This window comes from Oleidesulfovibrio vietnamensis, assembly GCF_055388115.1.
Genome location: NZ_AP042419.1, coordinates 1,308,759 through 1,330,808, shown reverse-complemented (window position 1 = coordinate 1,330,808; position 22,050 = coordinate 1,308,759). Strand labels below are relative to the sequence as shown.

Annotated in this window: 19 protein-coding genes; 10 read left to right on the top strand and 9 right to left on the bottom strand. The window is 60.5% G+C overall.

Annotated elements, in window-relative coordinates:
- Positions 1 to 38: 38 nt before the first annotated feature.
- Genes ACZ5D1_RS05765 through ACZ5D1_RS05745 form a run of 5 tightly spaced genes read right to left on the bottom strand, consistent with a single transcriptional unit; the run spans position 39 to position 3,967 of the window.
- A complete protein-coding gene (locus ACZ5D1_RS05765; RefSeq protein WP_011368394.1) occupies positions 39 to 953 on the bottom strand; it encodes a major capsid protein in 915 nt (304 codons plus the stop codon).
- A gap of 9 nt (positions 954 to 962) precedes the next feature.
- Positions 963 to 1,631, bottom strand: coding sequence for a hypothetical protein (locus ACZ5D1_RS05760; protein WP_011368395.1), 669 nt, complete (start codon positions 1,629 to 1,631; stop codon positions 963 to 965).
- On the bottom strand, positions 1,628 to 2,092 hold the full coding sequence (locus ACZ5D1_RS05755) for a hypothetical protein (RefSeq protein WP_011368396.1): 465 nt from the start codon (positions 2,090 to 2,092) through the stop codon (positions 1,628 to 1,630). Before ACZ5D1_RS05755 ends, ACZ5D1_RS05760 begins: the two co-directional genes overlap by 4 nt.
- Positions 2,085 to 3,734 carry a portal protein gene (locus tag ACZ5D1_RS05750; RefSeq protein WP_011368397.1) on the bottom strand — a complete coding sequence of 550 codons (1,650 nt, stop codon included), beginning with the start codon at positions 3,732 to 3,734 and terminating at the stop codon, positions 2,085 to 2,087. The genes ACZ5D1_RS05755 and ACZ5D1_RS05750 overlap by 8 nt, the downstream gene beginning before the upstream one ends.
- 2 nt (positions 3,735 to 3,736) lie before the next feature.
- Positions 3,737 to 3,967: a hypothetical protein gene (locus ACZ5D1_RS05745; RefSeq protein WP_011368398.1), complete on the bottom strand. Its 231-nt coding sequence runs from the start codon at positions 3,965 to 3,967 to the stop codon at positions 3,737 to 3,739.
- Positions 3,968 to 4,275: 308 nt separating this feature from the next.
- Here ACZ5D1_RS05745 and ACZ5D1_RS05740 point away from each other — a divergent pair, with 308 nt between their 5' ends.
- On the top strand, positions 4,276 to 5,829 hold the full coding sequence (locus tag ACZ5D1_RS05740) for an MltF family protein (RefSeq protein ID WP_464556203.1): 1,554 nt from the start codon (positions 4,276 to 4,278) through the stop codon (positions 5,827 to 5,829).
- Positions 5,830 to 6,343: 514 nt separating this feature from the next.
- Here ACZ5D1_RS05740 and ACZ5D1_RS05735 read toward each other — a convergent pair.
- Positions 6,344 to 6,685, bottom strand: coding sequence for a hypothetical protein (locus ACZ5D1_RS05735; RefSeq protein ID WP_011368400.1), 342 nt, complete (start codon positions 6,683 to 6,685; stop codon positions 6,344 to 6,346).
- 413 nt (positions 6,686 to 7,098) lie between these two features.
- Between ACZ5D1_RS05735 and ACZ5D1_RS05730 the strand changes: the two genes are divergently transcribed.
- The 3 genes from ACZ5D1_RS05730 to ACZ5D1_RS05720 are packed head-to-tail and all read left to right on the top strand — an operon-like array spanning position 7,099 to position 12,464.
- Positions 7,099 to 8,616, top strand: coding sequence for a hypothetical protein (locus ACZ5D1_RS05730; RefSeq protein ID WP_464556201.1), 1,518 nt, complete (start codon positions 7,099 to 7,101; stop codon positions 8,614 to 8,616).
- Positions 8,607 to 9,326: a hypothetical protein gene (locus ACZ5D1_RS05725; protein ID WP_464556200.1), complete on the top strand. Its 720-nt coding sequence runs from the start codon at positions 8,607 to 8,609 to the stop codon at positions 9,324 to 9,326. The genes ACZ5D1_RS05730 and ACZ5D1_RS05725 overlap by 10 nt, the downstream gene beginning before the upstream one ends.
- Before the next feature lie 39 nt (positions 9,327 to 9,365).
- On the top strand, positions 9,366 to 12,464 hold the full coding sequence (locus tag ACZ5D1_RS05720) for an EAL domain-containing protein (RefSeq protein ID WP_464556198.1): 3,099 nt from the start codon (positions 9,366 to 9,368) through the stop codon (positions 12,462 to 12,464).
- Between the two features lie 4 nt (positions 12,465 to 12,468).
- Here ACZ5D1_RS05720 and ACZ5D1_RS05715 read toward each other — a convergent pair whose 3' ends face one another.
- Entirely contained in the window at positions 12,469 to 13,665 is a 1,197-nt protein-coding gene (locus tag ACZ5D1_RS05715) for a glycoside hydrolase family 3 protein (RefSeq protein ID WP_464556197.1), read from the bottom strand.
- A gap of 252 nt (positions 13,666 to 13,917) precedes the next feature.
- Here ACZ5D1_RS05715 and ACZ5D1_RS05710 point away from each other — a divergent pair, with 252 nt between their 5' ends.
- The 5 genes from ACZ5D1_RS05710 to ACZ5D1_RS05690 all read left to right on the top strand — a co-directional run bounded on the left by ACZ5D1_RS05710 (position 13,918) and on the right by ACZ5D1_RS05690 (position 18,470).
- Positions 13,918 to 14,565: a peroxiredoxin gene (locus ACZ5D1_RS05710; RefSeq protein ID WP_011368405.1), complete on the top strand. Its 648-nt coding sequence runs from the start codon at positions 13,918 to 13,920 to the stop codon at positions 14,563 to 14,565.
- 41 nt (positions 14,566 to 14,606) lie between these two features.
- Positions 14,607 to 15,593, top strand: coding sequence for a rhodanese-like domain-containing protein (locus ACZ5D1_RS05705; RefSeq protein ID WP_051363825.1), 987 nt, complete (start codon positions 14,607 to 14,609; stop codon positions 15,591 to 15,593).
- Entirely contained in the window at positions 15,586 to 16,689 is a 1,104-nt protein-coding gene (locus ACZ5D1_RS05700) for an NAD(P)/FAD-dependent oxidoreductase (protein WP_027181302.1), read from the top strand. Before ACZ5D1_RS05705 ends, ACZ5D1_RS05700 begins: the two co-directional genes overlap by 8 nt.
- Positions 16,690 to 16,848: 159 nt before the next feature.
- A complete protein-coding gene (locus tag ACZ5D1_RS05695; protein ID WP_464556195.1) occupies positions 16,849 to 18,117 on the top strand; it encodes an HD domain-containing phosphohydrolase in 1,269 nt (422 codons plus the stop codon).
- A gap of 146 nt (positions 18,118 to 18,263) precedes the next feature.
- Positions 18,264 to 18,470 carry a hypothetical protein gene (locus ACZ5D1_RS05690; protein WP_464556193.1) on the top strand — a complete coding sequence of 69 codons (207 nt, stop codon included), beginning with the start codon at positions 18,264 to 18,266 and terminating at the stop codon, positions 18,468 to 18,470.
- 111 nt (positions 18,471 to 18,581) lie between these two features.
- Here ACZ5D1_RS05690 and ACZ5D1_RS05685 read toward each other — a convergent pair whose 3' ends face one another.
- Positions 18,582 to 19,433, bottom strand: coding sequence for a mechanosensitive ion channel family protein (locus ACZ5D1_RS05685; RefSeq protein WP_011368410.1), 852 nt, complete (start codon positions 19,431 to 19,433; stop codon positions 18,582 to 18,584).
- 274 nt (positions 19,434 to 19,707) lie between these two features.
- Between ACZ5D1_RS05685 and ACZ5D1_RS05680 the strand changes: the two genes are divergently transcribed.
- Positions 19,708 to 20,823, top strand: a complete 1,116-nt coding sequence (locus ACZ5D1_RS05680; protein WP_464556191.1) for an alpha/beta hydrolase family protein — start codon at positions 19,708 to 19,710, stop codon at positions 20,821 to 20,823.
- 69 nt (positions 20,824 to 20,892) lie between these two features.
- Here the strand turns inward: ACZ5D1_RS05680 and ACZ5D1_RS05675 are convergent, their stop codons facing one another.
- Positions 20,893 to 22,050 (bottom strand): VgrG-related protein, encoded by a 1,158-nt coding sequence (locus tag ACZ5D1_RS05675; RefSeq protein ID WP_273192986.1) that lies wholly within the window; start codon positions 22,048 to 22,050, stop codon positions 20,893 to 20,895.

The window sequence follows — 22,050 nt, the reverse complement described above, 5'->3', positions numbered from 1 at the left end:
ATGCGGCGCGCAGCCCGCACAGAGCTGCGCGCCGCCGGTTATACGCTCAGAGATTTTTCGGTGCCGTCTTCAAAGTTGTAGGAAGTGACAATCTCGATGCCGTTCCAGTGGGTGATGCGTCTGTCCATGTCGCGCCCTGCGGGGTCGACCTGCAATGCACCGCCCTTGTAGCGCTGGAGCAGGTTCTTGGCTTTTTCGTGCATAAAAAGGAACGTACTGCCCGGAGTGGCCCGCACATCTGCCAGCAGGTCATCGATCATATCTGCTGTGGGCACATGCTCGGCGCTGGCATTGACCACGGCAGCCACGCTGTGCCGGTTGGCAATCTGCACGCCCAGATAGGCTTTCAGACGCATTCCGTACACCAGCACCCCCTGATATGCGCCGGAAGCTGCTTTATACAGCTCACCGCCGTTGACGGGCCGGGTGTCGAGAACCGCCCCCTGACGGAAACAGCGGGGGCTGTACAGACCGCAGGTTTCACCGGGCACAAAGCGCACCGCCACAATACTGTAGCAGTTGTCGGCAGCCGAACCGGCGGAAACGGCTCTGCCGTGATCCAGCGCCCACGCGCGGAAGTTGTCGTACAGAATCCTGCGCTCGGCAGACATGCCCGAACGCCTGACAACTCTGGGCAATTTGCGGGCGAAATACTTTTCCCTGCCGCCGAACATGTTGGCCATATCTTCGGGGCACTCTATCTCGCCGCCCAGAATGGCCAGATCCACCTTGCGCAGTTCGCCCGTGACATCCACGGGAGGCAGCGGGGCGTTCATCTGCACCCAGCCAGCGCCCTGCACCTCATCCACCGATTCGTACATGTTCCACAGGTCGTGGCTTGCCTCTTCAAAGGGAATGATGCCCAGAACAGGGGCCTCTTCCGTAAGATCGTCCACCTGCTTCGGTTGTCTGCTGGCGTACAGGCCGGCCAGTTCCTTCAGTGTCTTGCCCATTATCCGCTCCTATCGTGTTCTGAAGACTTCGCGGCGCAGAAAGTCTTCGGTGCTCATGGGGCCGCTTCCGCCACCTGCGGGCATGGCTGCGCCCACCGCGTCCTCGCCCAGCATCTCGCCCACATGGGCCATCATTTCCACAAATGCCGGATGGTTACCCCAGCCAGACTCCACCAGAGGCGTCAGTCTGCCCCGCATACGCCCGTCCAGCGAGACCAGCGCCCTGCGCGCACCGGCAAGACGCTCGTCATAGTTCTGCCCGAACACCTCGCTGCGCAGCACATGTTCGCAGTCCGCACGGCCCTGAGCCGTTTCACGCATGAGCCGCGACACATAAAAATCCGCTGCACGCTGTGCCTGAGCGGGAGAAAGCCCCGCCTCGGCGCAGAACCCCTTGAACTCATCCAGCAGCCCGCCGCTGACAGGCACTTCCTGCGGCAGGGTGATGGCATATTCCTCCACCGTGCGCTGTACCTGTGCCGTGCCTTGCTGCGTCTGCGGCGCTCCGCCGGTTTGCTGCACCTGAGGCGATGCGGCGCTGTGCACCGGAGTCTCCGTGACAATACGCGCCTGCACGGTGCCCCCTGCCGCGGCATCGCCCTCTTTGCCCTGCGTCATCACCTGAGCAGGAGCGTGTTCCTGCGGCGCCATGTGCGCCGCGCCCGGCAAGTTGTTCATACTTTTTCCCCTTCGTGTGCGGGGCAGACGGGCCCATGCCCGCCGTTCCCTTCTGTTTTGCCGGTTATCCGGCCTGTGTTACGCGCCGCCGCCCAGTTGCGTGCCCCTTCAATCTGCAGACGCACATGGCTGGCCGGATCTGCCAGCGCCACATCAGCCATACGGTCGCGGGCGTAATCAAACAGCGCCGCCAGAGCGGGCAGTGCCTGACCGGTGCCGGAAATACGCTGCGAGGCACACGCCGCATCCAGCCAGTGACGCACAACGCGCAGCCCGCTGCCGCACGGCATGCGCAGCACCGCGGCCAGATCGTCAAGATACGCCAGCATCCGCGCCTCGCTGCGGGCCGCCTCCTTTCTTGCCAGCGCAAACTCATCGGCCATAAGGTCCGTCAGACATTGTTCATCCATGCCCAGCAGCCCTTCCAGCATCCCGTCCTGTGCGTGTCCTCCCTCATGCATAGTGTCTCTCCATGACCGCCGCGGCTCTGGCTCCGGCCCTGCGTCCGGCCTCTCTGCCGGCTTCCAGCCCCGCACTTTCCAGCAGTGCACGACCGGCCTGTTCTGCCTGCTTCAGAGCACGCTCCCTGCGCAGCAGCTGCACATCTTCATCGGAGCGCACAATACCCGCCGGAGCACCCGCAATGGACGCCAGCTCATCCACGGCCTGATCGAAATCGATTTTATCGAGCACCTCGGGAGCCATGGCCGCAAACCGCGACACGTCTCCTGCCAGCTGCCGCACCCCCTGTGCCGCCGACAGACGCTGAGCCTGCGCAAGGGCGGAAACGTATTCCACTTTCAGGTCACGGCCGGCCAGCACATCCGGTGCCGGCGGCAGTCTGCCCGCCCGCGCCAGCAGGCCGAACGCCCTGCCGATAAGCGGATCAAGGATGTCGGTCTGATGCCGCTCCACCACCGGCCCCAGAAGCAGCAGCTTTTCCTGACTGCGTTCCATTATTTCCGCGGCAGTCACATTGGATCGCGACTCACCGGCAAAAAGCAGAAACATTTCTGTGAACAACCCTTCGCGGATACTGCGGCGCACGTCCTCTATCTTGTAGGTCACGGCCTGAATGTCCGGCCGGATCTGATACAGCGGCGAAAGCGCGTCAGGCTGGGCCGGATTTACATAGTTCTGTGCACCGGGAATCAGATTCAGCCGCTGCTTGAAGCCCGTGGGTACACGCATGGGCGGATTGACCACCTTGTGCACGGCCAGCAGCTGGCTGCGCGCCATTTCCTGCAGCATCTTGACATCGGGCAGCACATCCATGACCGGTGAATGCCCGTACAGCTGTCCGCCGTTGACTTCCCAGCGGGCGCACAGATGCGGAAACTCCGCATAGCCGGAAACATGCAGCAGCCGGCGAGGCTCCTGAGCCTCCCATGTGAGCGACTCGTACGGTTTGTTAAGGCTGTCCTGCCTGCGCGGGTCGCGTCTGGCCCGCGGACGGACCAGCTGCACCAGCGCCACAGGCGCATAAGGCTGCACCGCGGCAAGGCGGCGCACGGTGCGTGACAGCCTGTCGCTGCCGTATTTCTGCGCAGCCTGCGCCGCTGTCATGCTGAAACGCCGCACCACGGTATCCACTCTGCCCGCGGCATCGCAGGCCCATGCAAAATCGCCGTGCGGCACAACGCAGAAACGCATCACCCGCTGCGGGTCGGCCTCCATATACATATCCGCGCTGCCGTACGCGGCCAGTGCCGTAAACAGGGCATGCGAATTCTGATAAAAATTCGACCCCGCAAGAGCCGCGTACAACGCCGCTTCCACGTCATCCAGCCAGCGGCGCACCTCGGCGGATTCCATAAGCCCCCTGTCTGCAAGGCGCAGGCGGAACCACGGTCTGGCAGGCGGTGTCAGCCCGCCCTGAAGCCCTGCCGCCAGCACCCGCAGGGCACGGGTTGCCGTGGCATCGATGATGCGCTGTCCGCGGCGTCCCTCCGGACGGGCCGTGCCCTCCTGCCATGATCCACCGCCATATCCGGCGCCGGTCACATAATCGGCCACTTCGCGCCAGCGGCTGTCCCACTCCCCCCGCTGCGACTCGATGTACGCCGCTGCACCGCGGGCTTCTTCCAGCGTGCTTATGCTCATGGTCATTGTCCCAGCAGTGTTTTGGACTGCACACCCGCCGGTGAGCTGTCACCCAGTGCTCCGGTGAGCAATGTCGCTCCGGCCCCGCGTGCCTGAAGAGCGGCACGCCTGTCCTGCTCGCGCGTGGTCCGCTGCTGTTGCGCATCACCGGTTTCCACCGGCATCGGCGGTTCCGGCGGCAGCGGCGCAGACGGCACGGAAGCTCCCTTGCCTATTCCTCCGCCTCCTCCCATACGAACCTCCCTGTGTTTTGTGTTGCGGGATGACTGCCCGGCGGCACCGGCGCCGCCACGCATGAAGGCACCCTATACGGTGCTTTACCGCCGCAACGGCTGCAGAGGGGTTGCAGAGGGGTATGAAAACCCTGCCGGAACTGTAGGGGCTGCCTTGACCGCAGACGGTGCGGGGCGGCGGACAGCCCCTGTACAGCAGACTGCGCGGCGCTGCGGACGAGACTGGACAAGTGTCAATGAATGCCGCATGATAGCTTTACCGCACACAACCTGTTTTTTTCGCGCCGCCGCCCGCACCCTGTGGTGCCATGCCGCGCAAACACGGGAGCCGTACTCTGAAAACCCGCGCGCTGTACGCCATTACCGGCATCACCGTTTGCGTCCTGCTGGCCGCTCTGGTCTTTTTTGCAGTACGCCATCTGCCGGAACCTGCCGCCCCGCTGCCCGGACAACAGACGGAAAACGGCCGCCAGTTACGGCGCCGCCTGCTTGAGCAGGGTATTTTCAAACCGTTCACCGGCGATATCGACGCCATCAGACGACGCAAAGTGCTGCGCATGCTGGTGCCGTACAACCGCACAGACTATTTTCTGGACGGCGCCGCCCAGCGCGGCCTTGCCTACGACACCGGCACCGCTTTCGCCGGCTGGCTAAACAAACGGCTGGGACTTACCGGCACACGCCGCATCTCGCTGCTGTTTATTCCGGCAGCCCCCGACGATATGCTGCGCATGCTGCGCGAAGGACAGGGGGATATGATCGGCTACGAATGCCTTGTGCCCGGAACACTGCCCGACGACGTGACCGCAGCCGGACCGTGGTCGCGCACCGCACAGGTTGTGGTGGTCTCGCGGCAGTCCGTGCCCCCCCTGCAATCCCTTGCGGAGCTCTCCGGAAAAACTGTGTATGTGCTGAAAAACAGTGCTGTCGCACAAATTCTGGACGCCACAGCGCGCACTATGACAACCACGGGGATTCCTGTGCGCGGCATGGCGGTGGAAGGCGGACTGACGCAGGAAGACCTGCTGGACATGGTGAGCGGCGGCAGCATAGCCTTTGCCGCGGCAGAAGCGGATAAAGCAGCGCTGTGGGCGCGCGTGCTGCCCGACCTGCAGGTACACGCCAACGCCCCCCTGACAACGAACGCCACCCGCGCATGGCTGCTGCGCAGTGACACGCCGCAGCTGAACACCCTGTGCAACGAATTCATACGGCAGTACAGACGCACCACCGACTATGCATGGCTGCGGCAGAAATACTTCAGCCGCACCACATATGTGGCGGATGGCGGCCGTTCGCAGGAACTTGCCAGACTGGAGGCCACTCTGCCGCTGTTCATAAAGTACGGCGAGCAGTACGATTTTGCCCCGCTGCTGCTGGCTGCGCAGGGGTATCAGGAATCGCGCCTGAACCAGCAGGCACGCAGTCACAAGGGGGCTGTGGGCATCATGCAGCTGCTGCCGGCTACGGCTGCCGCCAGCCCTGTGGGCATCACCGATATTTCAACACCGGAAAACAACATCCATGCCGGAGTGAAGTACCTCGCCCATCTGCGCGACACCTATTTCGATTCCGAAGGCATAAACTATCTGGACCGGATGCTGCTTTCGTTCGCCGCATACAACGCGGGGCCCGGCAATATCCGCAAGGCGCGGCGAGCCACAGCGCAGATGGAACTGAACCCCGATGTATGGCGCAATAACGTGGAAAAAGGCGTCGCTGCCACCATCGGACAGGAACCTGTACGCTATGTGCGCAATATAATAACTTATTATATTGTTTTTCAGCTGGTGCGCGAACATCGCCACATCCGCGATGCGGCTCTGCAGCAGATGGATATCGCGCCGCACTTCACCCGCTGATCTGTGCCGCGCCGTGCCTCCTGCTGCAGCTGCCCCAAACGGCGCGCACCGCTCAAAAAATATCGCTTAAATCAAGACTGTTACGCCATGGCTGCCGCAATCTAATTAAATATAATAGGCCTTGCCCGCAGCACTGGGCATGATGGCTTTGTTGCCTGTTCCGGGTATGAAGAAATATACCGGACAAATGGTCTCCCCCAGCCATATGTCCGCGACAGCCCGGAAAAAAGGGCGTGTCCCGGCAACATTACGGAAAGCCGTCCGGCTTGCCGCACTCCTTGCGCCCCGCCAACTCCCGCTGGCGGGGCGCTCTGCCGTATGCAAAACAGCGGGCCGCCCTTTGCGATGAAGCAACGGGCGGCCCGCTGTTTCTGATGCTGTGCCAAAAAATTATGCTTAACCGGTCATCATAGCCGCAACGTGCCGTTCAAACCGGCCCCCCGTCCCCGGGCCGCAGCCACGCCTGCAAAGCCCTGCCCGTCCGGGGCGGTTCGCAGTTTGCGCCGCTGCGTAGTTACGACCGCTGAAAACGACGCGCCGGCCCTGTTCCCTCAGATACGGCGCCGCAGCCTTCTTCCGCTGTTCCGCGGCCTGCGGCGGTAACGGGCTGGCAAAGCACGGAAGGCAGGCGGGGTTTATCAGAAAGAAACACGCTGAGTGGAAAATAACCGTTATCGGCAGCTGCGGATTGCACCTCTGTGTCGTCCTGAGCGTCTGCTTCTGCCTGACAGATAAATGAGGGGCACGGACCGTTCCAGACTCCGGCAGCTTCCGCGGCGCTTCTTTCCGCCGTTCCGCCTTCGGGCTGTCCGGCATGTTCACCGGCCGGATATTCTTTGCGCGTCAAACGTTCCATACTCAGTCTCCAGATCAGGCTTTATTTTCCGCATACAGCGATTTTTCAGAAAAACCGGACGGAACACGGTCACAGCATCCCGCCCGGAAAACCATCGACACCGCACAACCCGCACAACCGCCGCTGTCTGCGCAGGCGCGACTGCGCAACCGGAAGCATCCGGCGATTCTCAGTGCATAATCGATATAGCGGAGCCTCAGTCAAACGGAATCATTCATTTTGCACCATCTGTCAACATATCCGCGCAGGCCGGGCCGTAATTATAATGCCCCGCACCTGTCCATGACCGGTCAAGTCCCCCGCCTGCCCTCCGGTATAATGCCGCAACAACGCCGCAACGCAGCCCCCGTCTGCCGCTGCCGCGCCCGTGCTGTAATTGCAGGGGCCATGCAACATACACAAAGGAAGGAAGGATGCCCTATTCATCAAAAGAAGAGGCCGCGCAAGGCTGGGCAGACATCATTGCCCGTGCCCGCAGCTGCAGCGCAGGCGCCGCCCGCGAAGCCGTTGCCCAGCTGGGCAGACGCGATCTTTTTTTTCTGCTCACGCGGCTTCTGGGCAGAGAGGAGATGTTCAACGACTGGTGCTTTGCCCGTTGTGCCGAAGTGCAGCGGCAGCCGGACGGAATGCTCGACCTGTGGGCGCGCGAACACTACAAAAGCACCATCATCACGTTCGGGCAGAGCATCAGAGACATCCTTAACGATCCGGAAATAACCATCGGAATATTTTCGCATTCCCGCCCTGTGGCAAAAGGATTTCTGGCACAGATCAAACATGAGTTCGAACAGAACCACGCGCTGAAAACCCTGTATCCCGATGTGCTGTACAGCGACCCCAAAAGGCAGTCTCCGCGCTGGTCGCTGGACGGAGGTCTGGTGGTGCGCCGCAGCACCAACCCGAAAGAAGCCACCGTGGAAGCCTGGGGACTGGTGGACGGACAGCCTACGGGCAAGCACTTCCGCCTGCTGGTATACGACGATGTGGTGACGCGCGAGTCTGTCACCTCGCCGGAAATGATTGCCAAGGTCACGGAATGCTGGGCGCTCTCTCTTAATCTGGGTGCGCGGGGCGGCGCATGCCGCACCATAGGCACCCGCTATCATTACAACGACACATACAAAACCATGATGGACAGAAAGGCAGCCGAGCCGCATATCCATGCTGCCACGGCAGACGGCACGCCTGACGGCCCTTCTGTATTTCTGCCGCAGAATGAACTGGCAGACAAACGCAGACACATGGGGCCTTTTGTTTTCGGCTGCCAGATGCTGCAAAACCCCGTCGCCGACAGAATGCAGGGATTCAGGGAAGAATGGCTGCGCTGGTGGCAGCCCGGGGCGGCAAGCTGGCAGGCCATGAACCGGTATATTCTGGTGGACCCCGCCGCAAGCCGCAAGGAACAGGCCGACTGGACGGTGATGCTGGTTGTCGGGCTGGGGGCGGACGGCAACTATTACCTGATAGACGGCATACGTGACCGGCTGAATCTTACGGGCAGGGCGGGCGCACTCTTCCGCCTGCACCGCACCTACCGGCCGCTGGCAGTAGGGTACGAACAATACGGCATGCAGGCCGACATAGAATATATGCACACCGAGATGGACCGCCGCAACCACCGGTTCGACATCACGCCGCTGGCAGGCAGACTGGCAAAAGCCGACCGTATCCGCAGGCTTGTGCCGCTTTTTGAAGGCGGAAGAGTCTATCTGCCGCGCGTATGTCCCTTCACCGACAGCGAGGGACGTCAGCGCGACCTGAGCCGCGAACTGGTGACGGAAGAATATCTGGCTTTTCCCGTATGCGGCCACGACGACATGCTGGACTGTCTGGCCCGCATAACCGACAGCGCGCTGGGGGCGCACCCCGCGGTGGACAGCAATGCACAGTACGAAAGCACAGCCAACATGGAGTACCCGCTATGGACATGACCGCCGCAAAACACATGGACAAAAACCGCAGCAACGCCGTGCACAGCGCTCCGGATTTCCGGTTGCTGGTGGCACCGCAGACAGGCAGACCGTCCCCGCCGGAAGCTGTGCGGCTGCAATGCCGTCAGCTGCGGGGCATGTGGCGCGAACTGGAAAAAATGCGGCTTACCCGTACCGTGTTTCACGACGGCTACATACGCTCGGCGCAGGATTTCATCAGTATGGCCACGTCGCCTGCGGTCTGGTTTTACGGCGTATACGGGCCATCGGACGCGGAACACTGCACCGCACAAAAGCGTGCGGCGGCATTCTTCTGGCTGAATGCATTCTCGGGCCGCACGGCCATGATCCACTTTGCCGTTCTGTACGGCGGGCTGCGTCATGCGGAGCACATAGGCAGACAGGTGTGCGGATTTCTGCTGGGCCGCCGGCGGCACACTGCATGCGAAACCCCGTATGCAGACTCAGGCACAACGCCCGGCACCGCGCCGCTTGACGCACTGATGGGGCTTACCCCCTGCCGCAACCGGCGGGCCCTGCGTTTTATCCGCAGGCTGGGCTTTGTGCCGGTTGCCACGCTGCCGGGGGCAGTGCGTCAGGGTACCGGATACGGCGACGCGGTACTTACCATGCTGACTGCCGCCTCCGATGCGGCAGACAATATAATGGCGCAGGCAGAAGCCATACCCGATGCTCTTCATATAGACTAAGGTATTCCTAGCCCTGCCAACCAGCCCTGCGGGAACAACATGCCACAATTTCGTCATAGTATACGGTTTGCCGCCCTGCTGGGCACCCTGCTGCTGAGCGCGGTATTTGCCGGCGTGTCAACGCTGGTGGCCCTGTGGGGTACAAACAGCTTTGCCGAAGAACAGGAAAAACAAACCGCTGCCGCCGCCCTGAAGGACACCGTGCTGATAATGGAAGACAGTCTGCGGCACCTCGGTGAACAGGCGCAGCTGCTGGCATGGAGCAACAGGTTGTACAATCTGCTCTACGGCGGAAACTCCGGCACGGCGGAACTGCCTGCCGCCATTGTGGAACGGCCCTATACGGACTTTCAAGCCATTGTACTGCTTGATCAGGAAGGCCGCTTTCTGTTCGGCAGAACGGTTTTTGCCCGCAGGGACGCAGGGGTACAGCCGGACACCCGGCTGCCCGCCCCGCTGCGTGCCTATCTGGAAACACTGGTGCCGCGCATTCACAGAGCATCGCCGCAGTCCGGTACCCGCGGGCTGGCGCGAATACACGGCGAACTGCACATGCTGGCGGCTGTTCCTGTGCTGACGGCACGCATGGAAGGCCCCGCCGCCGGCTGGCTGGCGCTGCTACGCAAAATTGACGAACCGTACATACAGCAGCTTTCCGCACGAAGCGGACTGCGGCTGCAGTTGCACGAAAACACCGCGACCGCCCTGCCCGCCCCGCTGGTTGACCTTGCCGCCATCCGGCGGCTGGGCAGTGCCGCCCCGCCGGTGGTCACGATTTATGAAGGCGATACTTACGCCGGAACAGTGCTGCCGGAACTCAAGGACGGTCTGCCTGTCGCCGTCACCGGCGTGCGCGTTAATTCACTGACACATATAATCCGTCAGATTCTTGCAGAAAATCTTCTGCTCACCGTTCCCGTTGCTCTGGCAGCGTTCATGGCCGGATTTATACTGCTGGACAGACGCGTGTTAAAACGCATCAGCAGTTTTGTCTCCGCCGTCCGGGCTTCCGGCAGCGGCGTGCATGCCGCCGTCAGGCCGTCCGGCAGTGAACTGGATGAACTGGAAATGCTGCTTTCGGCAGCCACGGATACCGCCCTGCGCAACGAGCGTGATACAGCCCGCATTATGGATTCGCTTCCTGTGGGGCTTATGGTGATAGACCCGAAAACACGGGCCATCGTATCGCTTAACAGGGCCGCACAGGAGATGCTCGGATTTACGGAGGACGGTCTGCTGGGCAGAGACTGCAGTTCAGTCGTCTGTCTGGCCACCGACGAACCATGCCCCATGCTCGACACGGTCAACCCGCAGCATCACGTCATCAGAACCATGCGCAGAGCCGACAGGACGGAAATCACAGCCCTGAAATCCACCGCGCACATAAATGACGGCAGAAACGACTTTTTTATGGAAGCCTTCATGGACATCACCGATCTGGAGCGTAAATGGCTTTCGCACCGCAACGAAGCGCAAAGGCTTTCCGCAGCCTTTGCAGGGTTGCCCGCGCCGGTAACCATCATGGATTCGGGCCTTTCCATTATTCAGGCCAACAAGGCGTTCTGGCGGATGACCGGCGCAGGACACAGCGTGCAGAACGAAATCACACCGCTGTCCAGATTCATCCATCCCGAAGACCTGCCTTTGCTGGCGGGACTGGACCGGAGCGCATCGGGCGTATCGGGCGATGCCGTTGCAGAACTGAAACTGCGCATGGTCGATGCTTCGGACACGGTGCACTTTGTACTGATGCGCATGACGGCAGATGCGGCTCCGCGGACCATCGTATACGAAGACCTGACGGCACGGCAGCATTATGAAGAAGAAAGGATGCGACAGGCCTATACCGACCACCTGACCGGCCTGCCCAACAGGCAGTACCTCTATTCAGCCGGGCTGGAGAAAATGGCCGGCGAAGCCGCTCCGGAACAGTCTGCGGGGCTGTGTCTTATCAACATTCAGGGGCTGGACGTGGCCAACAACGCCGCCGGTCTGGCGGCAGGCGATGCCGTACTGCTGCAGGCCGCGCAGCGCATGGACAAAGCCAGAGCAGCGGACCATACGCTGATACGGTACGGAGGAGACGATTTTCTCATAGTCATGGCTGCCCCCTGCACGGCAGATGCCATGAAAACACTGGCCGAAAAACTGCACGAGGCTTTTGAAACGCCGTTCATGACAGGCGGTACGGAATACACCCTGCAGCTGAGCTTCGGCTTTGCCCTGTATCCGGAGCACGGAGACACGCTGGAAGAACTTATCCGCAGGGCGGACATGGCCATGTGCCACAGCCGGTTTCAGGCTGACGGGCAGTTCTGCCTGTACCACAAATCACTGGACACCCTGCGCCAGTATGATGCCGGAAAGACCGGCACCCTGCGGACAGCGCTGGAAAACGGTGAATTTCTGGCCCGTTATCAGCCGGTTGTGGACCTGCGCAGCGGCACCATCACCGGTGCGGAAGCGCTGGCACGCCAAGTGCTGCAGAACGGACACGAATCGCCGCCCGCCGGATTCAAACGCAGTGCAGAGCGGAGCGGCATCATCTGGAACATAGACCTGACCATACTGCAGCAGGCATGCCGCGACGCAGCCCGCTGGCACACGCTGGGCATGCCGGCAGCCATTGCGGTCAACATCTCACCTGCATTTTTTCACCGCCACGACTTTCTGGCCCATGTGGAAGCAGCCCTGAAGGATTCGGGGCTGCCTGCCGGGCTGCTGACGCTCGACATGGAAGAAGCGGTGTATCTGCATGACTACCGTAAGGCGCTGGGCACGCTCGACAGCCTGAAGCACATGGGGGTCCGGCCCGCACTGGGCAATTTCGGTACGGGGTATTCGGCAACGGCCCATCTGCACGATCTTGGCTTTGCAGCCCTGAAAATCGACCATACCATAGCATCCGCACTGCCGGGCGCTCCGGCTGCCGCGTTGCTCCGCTCCGCGGCAGGCGTGGCCGGTTCTCTCGACATTCCGGCTCTTTCCGGAGGAGTGGAAACCGAATTCCAGCGTTCGTTTCTGCTGGGGCTGGGGTACGCCGCCGGTCAGGGGTTCTTATTTGCCCCGCCGCTGCCCGCCGCACAAATGGAAAAACTGTTCACGGAACAGCCGCGCTTTTCCGCCGCACGTTCCTGACTGCTCAAAAATTTCCGGCGGTCTCCTGCACCGTGCGCACCCGTGCGGGCAACAGACCGGCGCTTTCCTTGAGCCGGAGCACACGGGCAAAGGATTCCTCTATACGACTGCGCGGAACCACTCCCCGCTCCACCAGCGACTCAATCATATCGACTACTTCAGGCACTATATCGGCATCGTAGGTCAGATTGTTGCCGAACAGCAGAATATCGACTCCGGCATTCAGTGCCAGCGCCACGGCCTGTTCCAGCCCGTAACGGTCCGTTATGGCTTTCATCTGCATGTCATCGGAAACCACCACTCCCCCGAACCCCAGTCTGCCGCGCAGCAGCCCGGTGATCACGGCACGGGACAGCGTGGCGGGATGATCGGGATCCAGCCGGCTGTTGAAAAGATGGCCTGTCATGATCATCTGCACATGACCGCCGTCCAGCAGACGCCGGTACGGCACAAGCTCGTTTTCGTTCCACGAGGCGCTTATATCCGCCACCCCCAGATGTGAATCAGCGGCCGAGCTGCCGTGACCGGGAAAATGCTTAACACAGCCCAGCACCCCATGAGACGCCATACCCTGCAAGAAAGCCTGCGCATGCCGTGCCACGGCTTCAGAATCAGCCGAAAAGCTGCGTCCCGCCCTGCCGATGACAGGGTTGTCGGGCCGCACGTTAACATCGACCACAGGCGCAAAATTCAGATTCACTCCGACATCATGCAACATGGCTCCCGCACGGCTTCCGGCATCCGCAGAAGCGGCCGAAGTGCCTGCCGCACCCGTTTCCTGCGCCGAAGGCAATGCCGCAAAACCATGACGGGGCGACAGACGGGCAACCCTGCCTCCTTCCTGATCAACCGCCACAAAAAGCGGCGTCTGTGCCGCCTTCTGCAAAGCAGCTGTCAGTGCCGCCAGTTGCCGGACAGACCGGATATTGCGCCGGTCGCTGCCCAGTGCGACGTCACGGTCAAACAGAATGACTCCGCCCAGATTATAGTGGGTGACATCGCGCACTACTGAATCGGCGCCGGACAGGGATTCTCCCCTGAATCCCACAAGCAGCAGTTGCCCTGCCATGCTGCGCAGCGCGGCGCTTTCATCGGCTGACGGGCGGGCGGCAGCAGCGCGTGCTGTCCCGTGAGCAAATATCAGTGTCAGCACTGCCGCCAGCAGCACCTTTCTGCACAGGCGCTTTGAAATTATCTTCATATATATTCCTCTTGTATACACCGTTATCATCTGGCTGAAACATGCCCGCAGACACGCGGCAGCCACAGTAATACAGCCGGCCTTGCCGCACAATGCATTCACCGGCAGATCCGTCCCTCGGCTGAAAACGTTAATCATAATTTTTACCATTTTTTTACCGAAAAGGGCTTCACGGGGGTTCCAACGCGGCTAATTTGTGCTAGTGTGGTCAGCACTCGCAAACCTCTACTTTCATCCCTGGAGGACACAACCATGGAAGAAGGCAAATTCGTGCTTATCGGCGACGCACTGCCCGAAATGCACGTCACCACCACAAGAGGTCCCATGACGCTGCCCGGCGATCTGAAAGGCAAATGGTTTGTGCTTTTCAGCCATCCGGCAGACTATACTCCCGTATGCACCACCGAATTCGTGGCGTTTCAGAAACGGTACGATGAATTCCGCAAACTGAATTGCGAACTCGTGGGCCTTTCCATTGATCAGGTTTTCTCGCACATCAAATGGGTTGACTGGATCAAGGAAAAAATCGGCGTGGAAATTGAGTTTCCCATCATCGCCGATGATATGGGACAGGTTGCCTCGCGCCTCGGCATGATTCACCCCGGCAAGGGGACCAATACCGTGCGCGCCGTCTTCATAGTGGACGACAAGGGCATTGTCAGAATAATCTTTTATTACCCGCAGGAACTGGGCAGAAACATGGATGAAATTCTGCGTGCGGTGAAAGGCATGCAGGTTTCCGACGCACAGTCCGTCGCCATTCCGGCAGGATGGCCCGAAAATGAAATAGTCCGCGATCACGTTATTGTACCGCCGCCCAAAAGCGTGCAGGAAGCACAGAAGCGCCTTACAGAAGGCCACGAATGCTACGACTGGTGGTTCTGCCACAAAAAGCTGTAGCACAAGGCATCACTGGCCGCCATGACGGCACAGGACGCCACATGAACATTCCGCGCGCCCGGCACCGCGACGGCATCCGCTTTTCCGGCGCCGTCCGGTATCGGGCGCGCATCAATGCCCAGCCAGATACTCCTATCTGTCTCATACCGGAGGTTTCTCTCATGTTGTGGAAGCAGTTCTTCACGCCCGTAAAATCATACTCCGTAAAAGAAGCCGCGGAATTTCTGACCGGAAAAAACCCTTCCGATGTCACGGTGCTTGATGTGCGGCAGCCGGGTGAATACCGGCAGGGACATCTGCCCGGAGCGCGGCTTGTTCCCATGGGTGAGCTTTCCGACAGGCTGGACGAACTGGAAAGAGACGGCCCGACGCTGGTATACTGCGCCATCGGCGGACGCAGCCGTGTGGCCGCACAGATGCTGGCCGGCAAGGGATTTAAACATGTCATCAACATGGCCGGAGGCTTCAAGGACTGGGAATCAATGCAGCAGGGCTCCGGCTGGACCAGCACCGGCGACTACACGCAGGGACTTGAGCTGTTTCCCGACGACATAGACGTGCGCAGGGCTCTGGAAGTCGCATGGGGCATGGAAGCCGCGCTGGAAGAATTTTACCGTGACATGGCGGCGCGGGCCCGCGAAGCAGGCAGGGAAACCACCGCGGCCATGTATGACAGGCTGGCCAGATTTGAGGTGGGGCACAAGGCAAAAATAGAAAACCGCTACGCCGCACTGGCCGGAAGCGACGCGGAACTGGAAAAAAAAGCGGCGCAGGTGGTCGAAGGCGGCATGACCACGGAAGAGTATATGCAGCGCAGCGGCATAGACCCTGCAGACCCGGCCCACATAGCCGGTTTTGCCATGATGATGGAAGCGCAGGCCATGGACCTGTACGCGCGTGCCGCGCGCAGCGCGGCAGATGCCGGAACGGCCGCTTTTCTGGAAGACATGGTGCAGGAAGAAAAAAGCCACATGCAGCAGGTGGGCAGGCTGCTCGATTCGCTGCTGGAGGATCAGAACCATGGCTAGACTGCTGCTGCTGGGAGCAGGTCATGCGCACATGACCGTCATGGCGCACCTGCCCGAAATAATTGCCAGAGGACACACAGTGACGGCGGTCGGCCCGCTGAGCAGACATTATTATTCGGGCATGGGTCCCGGCATGCTTGGTGGTGCCTATACGCCGGAGGACATCAGCTTTCCCGTCGAACAGATGATCGAATCGCGCGGCGGCGAATTCATCCGTGACAAAGCCGTGCGCGTTGATGCCGCTGCCAAAACAGTTACGCTGCAAAGCGGCCTTGAGGTGGCATACGATGTCTGTTCGTTCAACACCGGCTCATCTGTTCCCGTTTCCATAGTTCAGCAAGACGCTGCAGACGTCTATACCGTCAAGCCCATCGAAAACCTGCTGGCCGGACGCAACCGCATTCTGGAGCTGGCAGCAAAGGACACGGTACGCATAGGCGTGGTGGGCGGCGGTCCCGCAGCGCTGGAAGTGGCCGGAAACGCTGCCGCCTGCGCCCGCGAATCCGGGGGCAAGGGCGCATCCGTCCGGCTGTATGCCGGAAAACGTTTTCTGCGCGGGCTCACGCCCCGCGTCCGCTCACTGTGTCTGCGCCAGATGCACAGACATAATGTGGAAATACTCGAAGGCAGCTATGCTTCTGGCATTGCCACGGGCAAAGTAACCCTTGAAGACGGCAGAACTTTTGCCGAAGATATCATCTTTGTGGCCATGGGGGTCAAACCCTCTGCCCTTATCACCGCATCGGGGCTGCCCGCAGGTGACGACGGTGGTCTGGCGGTAAACCGTTTTCTGCAATGCGACGAACACCCCGACCTGTTCGGCGGCGGCGACTGCATCTGGTTCAAAGAACGCCCGCTGGACAAGGTGGGCGTGTATGCCGTGCGCGAAAACCCCGTGCTGTACCACAACCTGCTGGCACGGCTGGAAGGCGGAGAACTGCAGCCTTTTGACCCGGGCGGAGACTATCTGCTGATTTTCAATACCGGCGGCGGTACGGGCGTACTGCACAAGTCGGGAGTATCCTTCGGCGGCAGACTGGCTTTTGTCATCAAAGACTGGATAGACCGCCGGTTCATGCGTGAATTCCAGCCTTAGACAGACTACAGACTCTCCGTCAGACGTCCGAAAACCCGCAGCTTGCCCTGCGGGTTTTTTGTTAATAATAGATTCTAATATTTCACCAAAGGTACTCCGATAAATATCCGCTAACAGACAGGAGCCATAATCACCTGCCTTTACCCTCCGGGAGAACATATGGTCACGACAACACACAGCGAACTTATGGAAGTGCTGCTGGGAGCGCAGGACCTGATTGCGCCGGTGGTGGCCGGTCACGGCAGACGCGTGGCCATGTTTTCACGCATGATAGCCGAAGTCATGGACTATACGCCGCAACAGCTGCGCCACATCGACCATGCCGCAAAACTGCACGACATAGGCTGCTTTGCCCTGTCCATTCAGGAAAAAAACGACCTGCACCAGTTTGACGTGCTCTCTCCGCAAAAGCACTGCGCTGTGGGATACCTGCTGCTGGGACGGAGCAGTCTTTTCGGCACGCTGGCCCCCGCCGTGCTGCATCATCACACCCACTACGACCGCCGGACCGGCAACGGCAAAGACGGCACCCCGGTACCGCACGAAGCGTTCATCATTCATCTGGCGGACAGAATCGATATTCTCACAGACGACCGGTTCAGCATTCTGCAGCAGCGCAAAGCCATAACCGAAGCCATAACAGACGGCAAAGGAACGCTGTTTCATCCTCATGTGGTCGAAGCCTTCTGCGAAGCGGCCTACAGAGAAAGCTTCTGGCTGCGGGGGGTGCACGGAGACAGGCGAGGTATGGAAAAACAGGAAGACACCCGTACGCTGAGCCGTGAAGAGCTGCTGGACTTTACGCGCATGCTCACGCTGGCCATCGACTACAAGTCACGCTTTACGGCAACCCACTCGCAGGGAGTGGCCGCCACCTGCGCCGCCATGGGCACGATGGCAGGACTGCAGGATGATCTTACGCTCATTGTGGCAGGGCATCTGCACGATCTCGGCAAACTGATAGTACCCAATGAAATACTTGAAAAAAAAGGCCCGCTCGATGAAACCGAGCGCGCCATCATGAACAGCCATCCCTTTTACACATACTCGCTGCTCAGCGAGGCTGCCGGCCTTGCCCGGATAGCCATGATTGCCGGAATGCATCAGGAAAAGCTCAACGGCAAGGGGTATCCGTTTCATCCCGAACCGGATGCTTTTCCCATGGCATCACGTGTGCTTGCAGTATGTGATGTCTTTACCGCGCTGGCAGAAAACAGACCCTACCGCAAGGGACTGCCCAAAAATGACGTCATCAGCATAATGCGGCGCATGGTAAGCGAAGGTCATCTGGACCCCCAGTGCTTTGCATATCTTACCGCGCATTATGAAACACTGGACGAACTGCGCAGAAACGCACAGCAGCAGGCAGAAAAGGAATACCGAGGTTTCTGGAACAGAACGGAAGCGGTCATGGAAAGCATCGCATAACCGCAGCGCCGGTCCGCACAAAAATAATATCGCCCCGTCGTGCGGCGCGGCTATGGTCATAATAAGGGAATCAGCCCTCGGACGCACCGCGCCAACAGCAGCGGCGCACAACCGCCGGTAACGGCGGAACACGCAGGAGGCGGCCTATGGAAAACACAGCGGTGCAGCCCCGCAACGGCTGCGAGGTATGCGGCAGATACGCCGAAGCCACCGGCAACACCAGAATGCGGGAACTGCGCATGGTCAACGGCCGCTGGCTGTGCAGAGGATGCGCCAAACATCCCCGGATGATCGCAGGCGGCCACATCCGCGAAGACAAGCTTCTGAATCTTATCGAAAACTGGTACGGCTGAGCACAGGAAGCCCGGCTCTGCGAACCCTGAACAGCTTTTTCTCTTTCAAAAAGCACGGCCCGCCACTGCGCAGCGGGTCGTGCTTTTCATTTTTTTTACAAACCGACGCGGCTAGACCCCGTGGCCCGCAGCCTGATCAGCTGCCTGAACAATATGCACATCGCGCTGCGGATAAGGGATGCTGATCCCATTGGCATCAAGCGCTTTTTTCACTTCTTCGATAAGACGGAAGCGCACTGTCCAGTAATCGGCGGTGGCAACCCAGGGCCTTACCACCAGATTCACAGAGCTGTCCCCCAGTTCGGCAACGGCAATGGTGCACGGCGGTTCGGTCAGCAGTTCGGGCTGCGCCCTGACAACGTCTTCGATAACCTTTTTGGCCAGCGCCAGATCATCGCCGTAGCCCACACCGAAGGTCAGGTCCATACGGCGGGTGGGGTTGCCCGTCACGTTCACTATGACATCGCTCATGATTTTGCTGTTGGGCACGATGATGCGCTGATTGTCGGGGGTCAGCAGCAGCGTGGTGGACAGGCTCAGCTTGTCCACGGTGCCCGAAACGCCGGCCACGGTCACATAGTCTCCCAACGTGAACGGTCTGAACAGAATAAGCATGATTCCGCTGGAAAAGTTGGCCAGATTGTCCTTGATGGCAAGACCGACAGCAAGACCCATGGAACCCAGCAGAGCAAGGAAGGATGTGGTGTCTATACCCAGCTGGCCCGCCGCCGCGATAAGCACCGCCACAAGCAGCACATAATAAATCACATTGCGGATAAATCCGGTGAGCAGCCTGTCTATACCCCGCAGTTCCATGCCCTTGCGCACAAGATTGGCCACCCTGCCGCTCAACCATGCACCGGCAAACGCGATAACCAGCGCCACGAGCAGATTTGTCCCGTTACGCGCCAACCATACAATAATCATGTCGCCGTACTCTTCCATCAGTCTGGCGTAATCCATAAGTAGACTCCTTCAATGGTATAATGCTGCACAGCACAGCCCGCCGCCACGGAACGGCCGGTACGTGCATTGAGCCTTCATAGCCCATTCAGCCGGTCATGCACAAGATACATGACGACTATGTCTGCATTCATCTGCCGTTTACACCTGCCCGCCGGCAACACGGGGGCAGACTTCATTGTCTTGCGCGCGGCCCGCGTGGTGATGTACACAGCACCTGCGCCGTGCGGAACATACCTGCAGCGCAGAACCCATAATCCGGGGACACTTGTTCATGCCCATGTTTTTCCTTTCCTTTCCGCCCCTCCGCAGCCTTTGCGGACGCCGGTCATTCTGCCCCCGACCGGCTGCCGCCGCTGCGGCATGTCTGCTGTTGTGCTGCCTGCTGCCGCATCCGGTACTGGCCGCCGGTTCATCCATGCCGGTCATGCAGGTCGGCTTCAAGCTGCTTTCCGCGTGGGATGCCGAATCAGGCGAACGCATCGAGGTCGGAGTCTGGTACCCCAGCACATCGACCGAGCGCAGCGCCAAGGTAGGCGAGCGGACGCTGCAGGTTGCCCGTGACGGCGTGCCGGAGGCCGGACGTTTTCCCACCATTCTGCTTTCCCACATCATGGCGGGCAGTGCGCTGGCGCACCACGACACCGCCCGGGCGCTGGCACAAAAGGGATTTGTGGTCATAGCCCCCACCCACAGACACGACAACCAGCATGACACACGCGTACTGTTCACAGCGCGGCATATTTCGGACAGGCTGGCAGAGCTGACCACCTCGCTGGATTTTGTACGCAAGGAAAAAGACCTCGGGGCAGTGATCGGCAGCAGACGCATAGGCGCCATAGGATTTGATACCGGCGCTGCGGCGGTGCTTATCATGGCCGGGGGCATACCTGACCCTGCCGGCTACCAAGGCTACTGCGCGGGACTGCGCGCGCCTTCGCCCTATTGCTCCCGCTGGGCTGCCCGCAGGCTTTCGCGTCTGCAGCAGGAACTGCCCCCCCTGTTGGCGCGACAGATACAGGTGCCGCATATACGGGCTGCCGCACTGGTCGCTCCGGGCTATGCCTTTCTTTTCGGCAAAGAGCAGCTGGCAGCCATCAGCATCCCCGTCAGGATCATCAGCGCCGAAAACGACGGCATAAACGCCGGTCATGCCGCCGCACTGCGCGAACACATGCGTGTGCCTCCGCTGTATTCGGTGCTGGAAGACGCAGACAGCTTTTCACTGCGCGCCCCCTGTCCTCCCCGTCTGGAACAGCTGGACGACACCATGTGCGTTGATGATGACGACGTTGACCGCGAAGCCATACATCACAGACTCAACACCGACCTGACCGGTTTTTTTCTGCACACGCTGGGTGCCCCAGTGGGAACTCCTGCCCGTAACTGACAGCCCGTACACTGAAACACCGCCGGCCCCCAAAAGGGACCGGCGGTGAAAAACATCCGGCCAGCGCGGTCAGCGGCTGCGCCGGTACTCAAGCAGCGCGGCCAGCGCGGCATCCTGTTCGCGCTTAAGACTGTCATCCACAGCCACCTGCACATCAGCGGGGTACACGGCGTAATAATGCAGCTGGCCGTCTTCTCTTACCCGCATCCGCTCGGTGTATATGGTCTGCACCAGAAACCATTCAAACTCCGGCCCGTGCCGGGGCACCCCCTTTTCCCGCAGAGCTGAAACAGCATTGCGCACCACCCCGCTGCCGCTGCCGTGACGCAGGGCCACGCTCCACAACACATCGTGCACAGGCGGTGACAAAGCGCCCACATCGGGGATAACGCCCCGCCACAACACTTCCAGCAGCGCATCATACTGACGTTCTTTTACAAACCGGTACTGCAGCGACCGGAACGCGGCAGCTCCGCCCTGCTCCATCCGCCGCCATGCGGCGGTAAATGCGCCGCTCCCGGCCTGAAGCCCTGAAAACGCCGAGCGCACAGGCTGCCCCAGCCATTGTACAAACTCGTCCAGCTCTGTACTGCGGCTGCCGCGCAGCCTCCACGGACCGTACCGCATCACACCCGCCTCATGCAGGGGAACCGGAGGCGGCTGAACCTGCCCCGCCCGTTCGTACTCACCCAGAAAAGCCACCCCCAGCCCGCATGATGACGTATCTGCCATGGTGACCCGCGCTTTGCCTGTTCCCCGCGCAAAAACAATGCGTACCTGCCCCGCGGTACGGCTTTCGCCATCATATGCACCAAAATCGCTGCGAAAGGATACCGGTGCACCGTGCAGCTCGCCCGCAGCAAGACGCCCGCGCGCACGCACCTCGCAACCGGCGGGCAGCTCCGGTGCCAGCAGCCGGTCAAGGCCGGTTCCGCCATCCGTACGCTTCACACCGTATGTACCGTCTTCTTCCGCCCCGTCGCCGCATTCGCCTGTACCGTACAATGTCACATCATACAGTCCGGCCCCGGCAGCCACGTCCTGTTCCTGCTGCAACACGGCCGTAACCATCATCCATGCGGTACCGCAATCCTTCTGCCGCCAGACACCCTCGGGCGACCAGCCGGCATACGACGGCAGGCAAAAGCCGCACAGCAGAACGCCCATAAGACAGCCGCACCGCGCGGTACGCCGCACCATGCCGGCCAAGCTTCTGTGGTATGTCAT

Excerpts from the sequence above, each read along its gene's own strand:
- ACZ5D1_RS05765 (WP_011368394.1), bottom strand. The coding sequence starts at position 953 with ATGGGCAAGACACTGAAGGAACTGGCCGGCCTGTACGCCAGCAGACAA.
- ACZ5D1_RS05760 (WP_011368395.1), bottom strand. The coding sequence starts at position 1,631 with ATGAACAACTTGCCGGGCGCGGCGCACATGGCGCCGCAGGAACACGCT.
- ACZ5D1_RS05755 (WP_011368396.1), bottom strand. The coding sequence starts at position 2,092 with ATGCATGAGGGAGGACACGCACAGGACGGGATGCTGGAAGGGCTGCTG.
- ACZ5D1_RS05750 (WP_011368397.1), bottom strand. The coding sequence starts at position 3,734 with ATGAGCATAAGCACGCTGGAAGAAGCCCGCGGTGCAGCGGCGTACATC.
- ACZ5D1_RS05745 (WP_011368398.1), bottom strand. The coding sequence starts at position 3,967 with ATGGGAGGAGGCGGAGGAATAGGCAAGGGAGCTTCCGTGCCGTCTGCG.
- ACZ5D1_RS05740 (WP_464556203.1), top strand. The coding sequence starts at position 4,276 with ATGCCGCGCAAACACGGGAGCCGTACTCTGAAAACCCGCGCGCTGTAC.
- ACZ5D1_RS05735 (WP_011368400.1), bottom strand. The coding sequence starts at position 6,685 with ATGGAACGTTTGACGCGCAAAGAATATCCGGCCGGTGAACATGCCGGA.
- ACZ5D1_RS05730 (WP_464556201.1), top strand. The coding sequence starts at position 7,099 with ATGCCCTATTCATCAAAAGAAGAGGCCGCGCAAGGCTGGGCAGACATC.
- ACZ5D1_RS05725 (WP_464556200.1), top strand. The coding sequence starts at position 8,607 with ATGGACATGACCGCCGCAAAACACATGGACAAAAACCGCAGCAACGCC.
- ACZ5D1_RS05720 (WP_464556198.1), top strand. The coding sequence starts at position 9,366 with ATGCCACAATTTCGTCATAGTATACGGTTTGCCGCCCTGCTGGGCACC.
- ACZ5D1_RS05715 (WP_464556197.1), bottom strand. The coding sequence starts at position 13,665 with ATGAAGATAATTTCAAAGCGCCTGTGCAGAAAGGTGCTGCTGGCGGCA.
- ACZ5D1_RS05710 (WP_011368405.1), top strand. The coding sequence starts at position 13,918 with ATGGAAGAAGGCAAATTCGTGCTTATCGGCGACGCACTGCCCGAAATG.
- ACZ5D1_RS05705 (WP_051363825.1), top strand. The coding sequence starts at position 14,607 with ATGAACATTCCGCGCGCCCGGCACCGCGACGGCATCCGCTTTTCCGGC.
- ACZ5D1_RS05700 (WP_027181302.1), top strand. The coding sequence starts at position 15,586 with ATGGCTAGACTGCTGCTGCTGGGAGCAGGTCATGCGCACATGACCGTC.
- ACZ5D1_RS05695 (WP_464556195.1), top strand. The coding sequence starts at position 16,849 with ATGGTCACGACAACACACAGCGAACTTATGGAAGTGCTGCTGGGAGCG.
- ACZ5D1_RS05690 (WP_464556193.1), top strand. The coding sequence starts at position 18,264 with ATGGAAAACACAGCGGTGCAGCCCCGCAACGGCTGCGAGGTATGCGGC.
- ACZ5D1_RS05685 (WP_011368410.1), bottom strand. The coding sequence starts at position 19,433 with ATGGATTACGCCAGACTGATGGAAGAGTACGGCGACATGATTATTGTA.
- ACZ5D1_RS05680 (WP_464556191.1), top strand. The coding sequence starts at position 19,708 with ATGCCCATGTTTTTCCTTTCCTTTCCGCCCCTCCGCAGCCTTTGCGGA.
- ACZ5D1_RS05675 (WP_273192986.1), bottom strand. The coding sequence starts at position 22,050 with ATGACATACCACAGAAGCTTGGCCGGCATGGTGCGGCGTACCGCGCGG.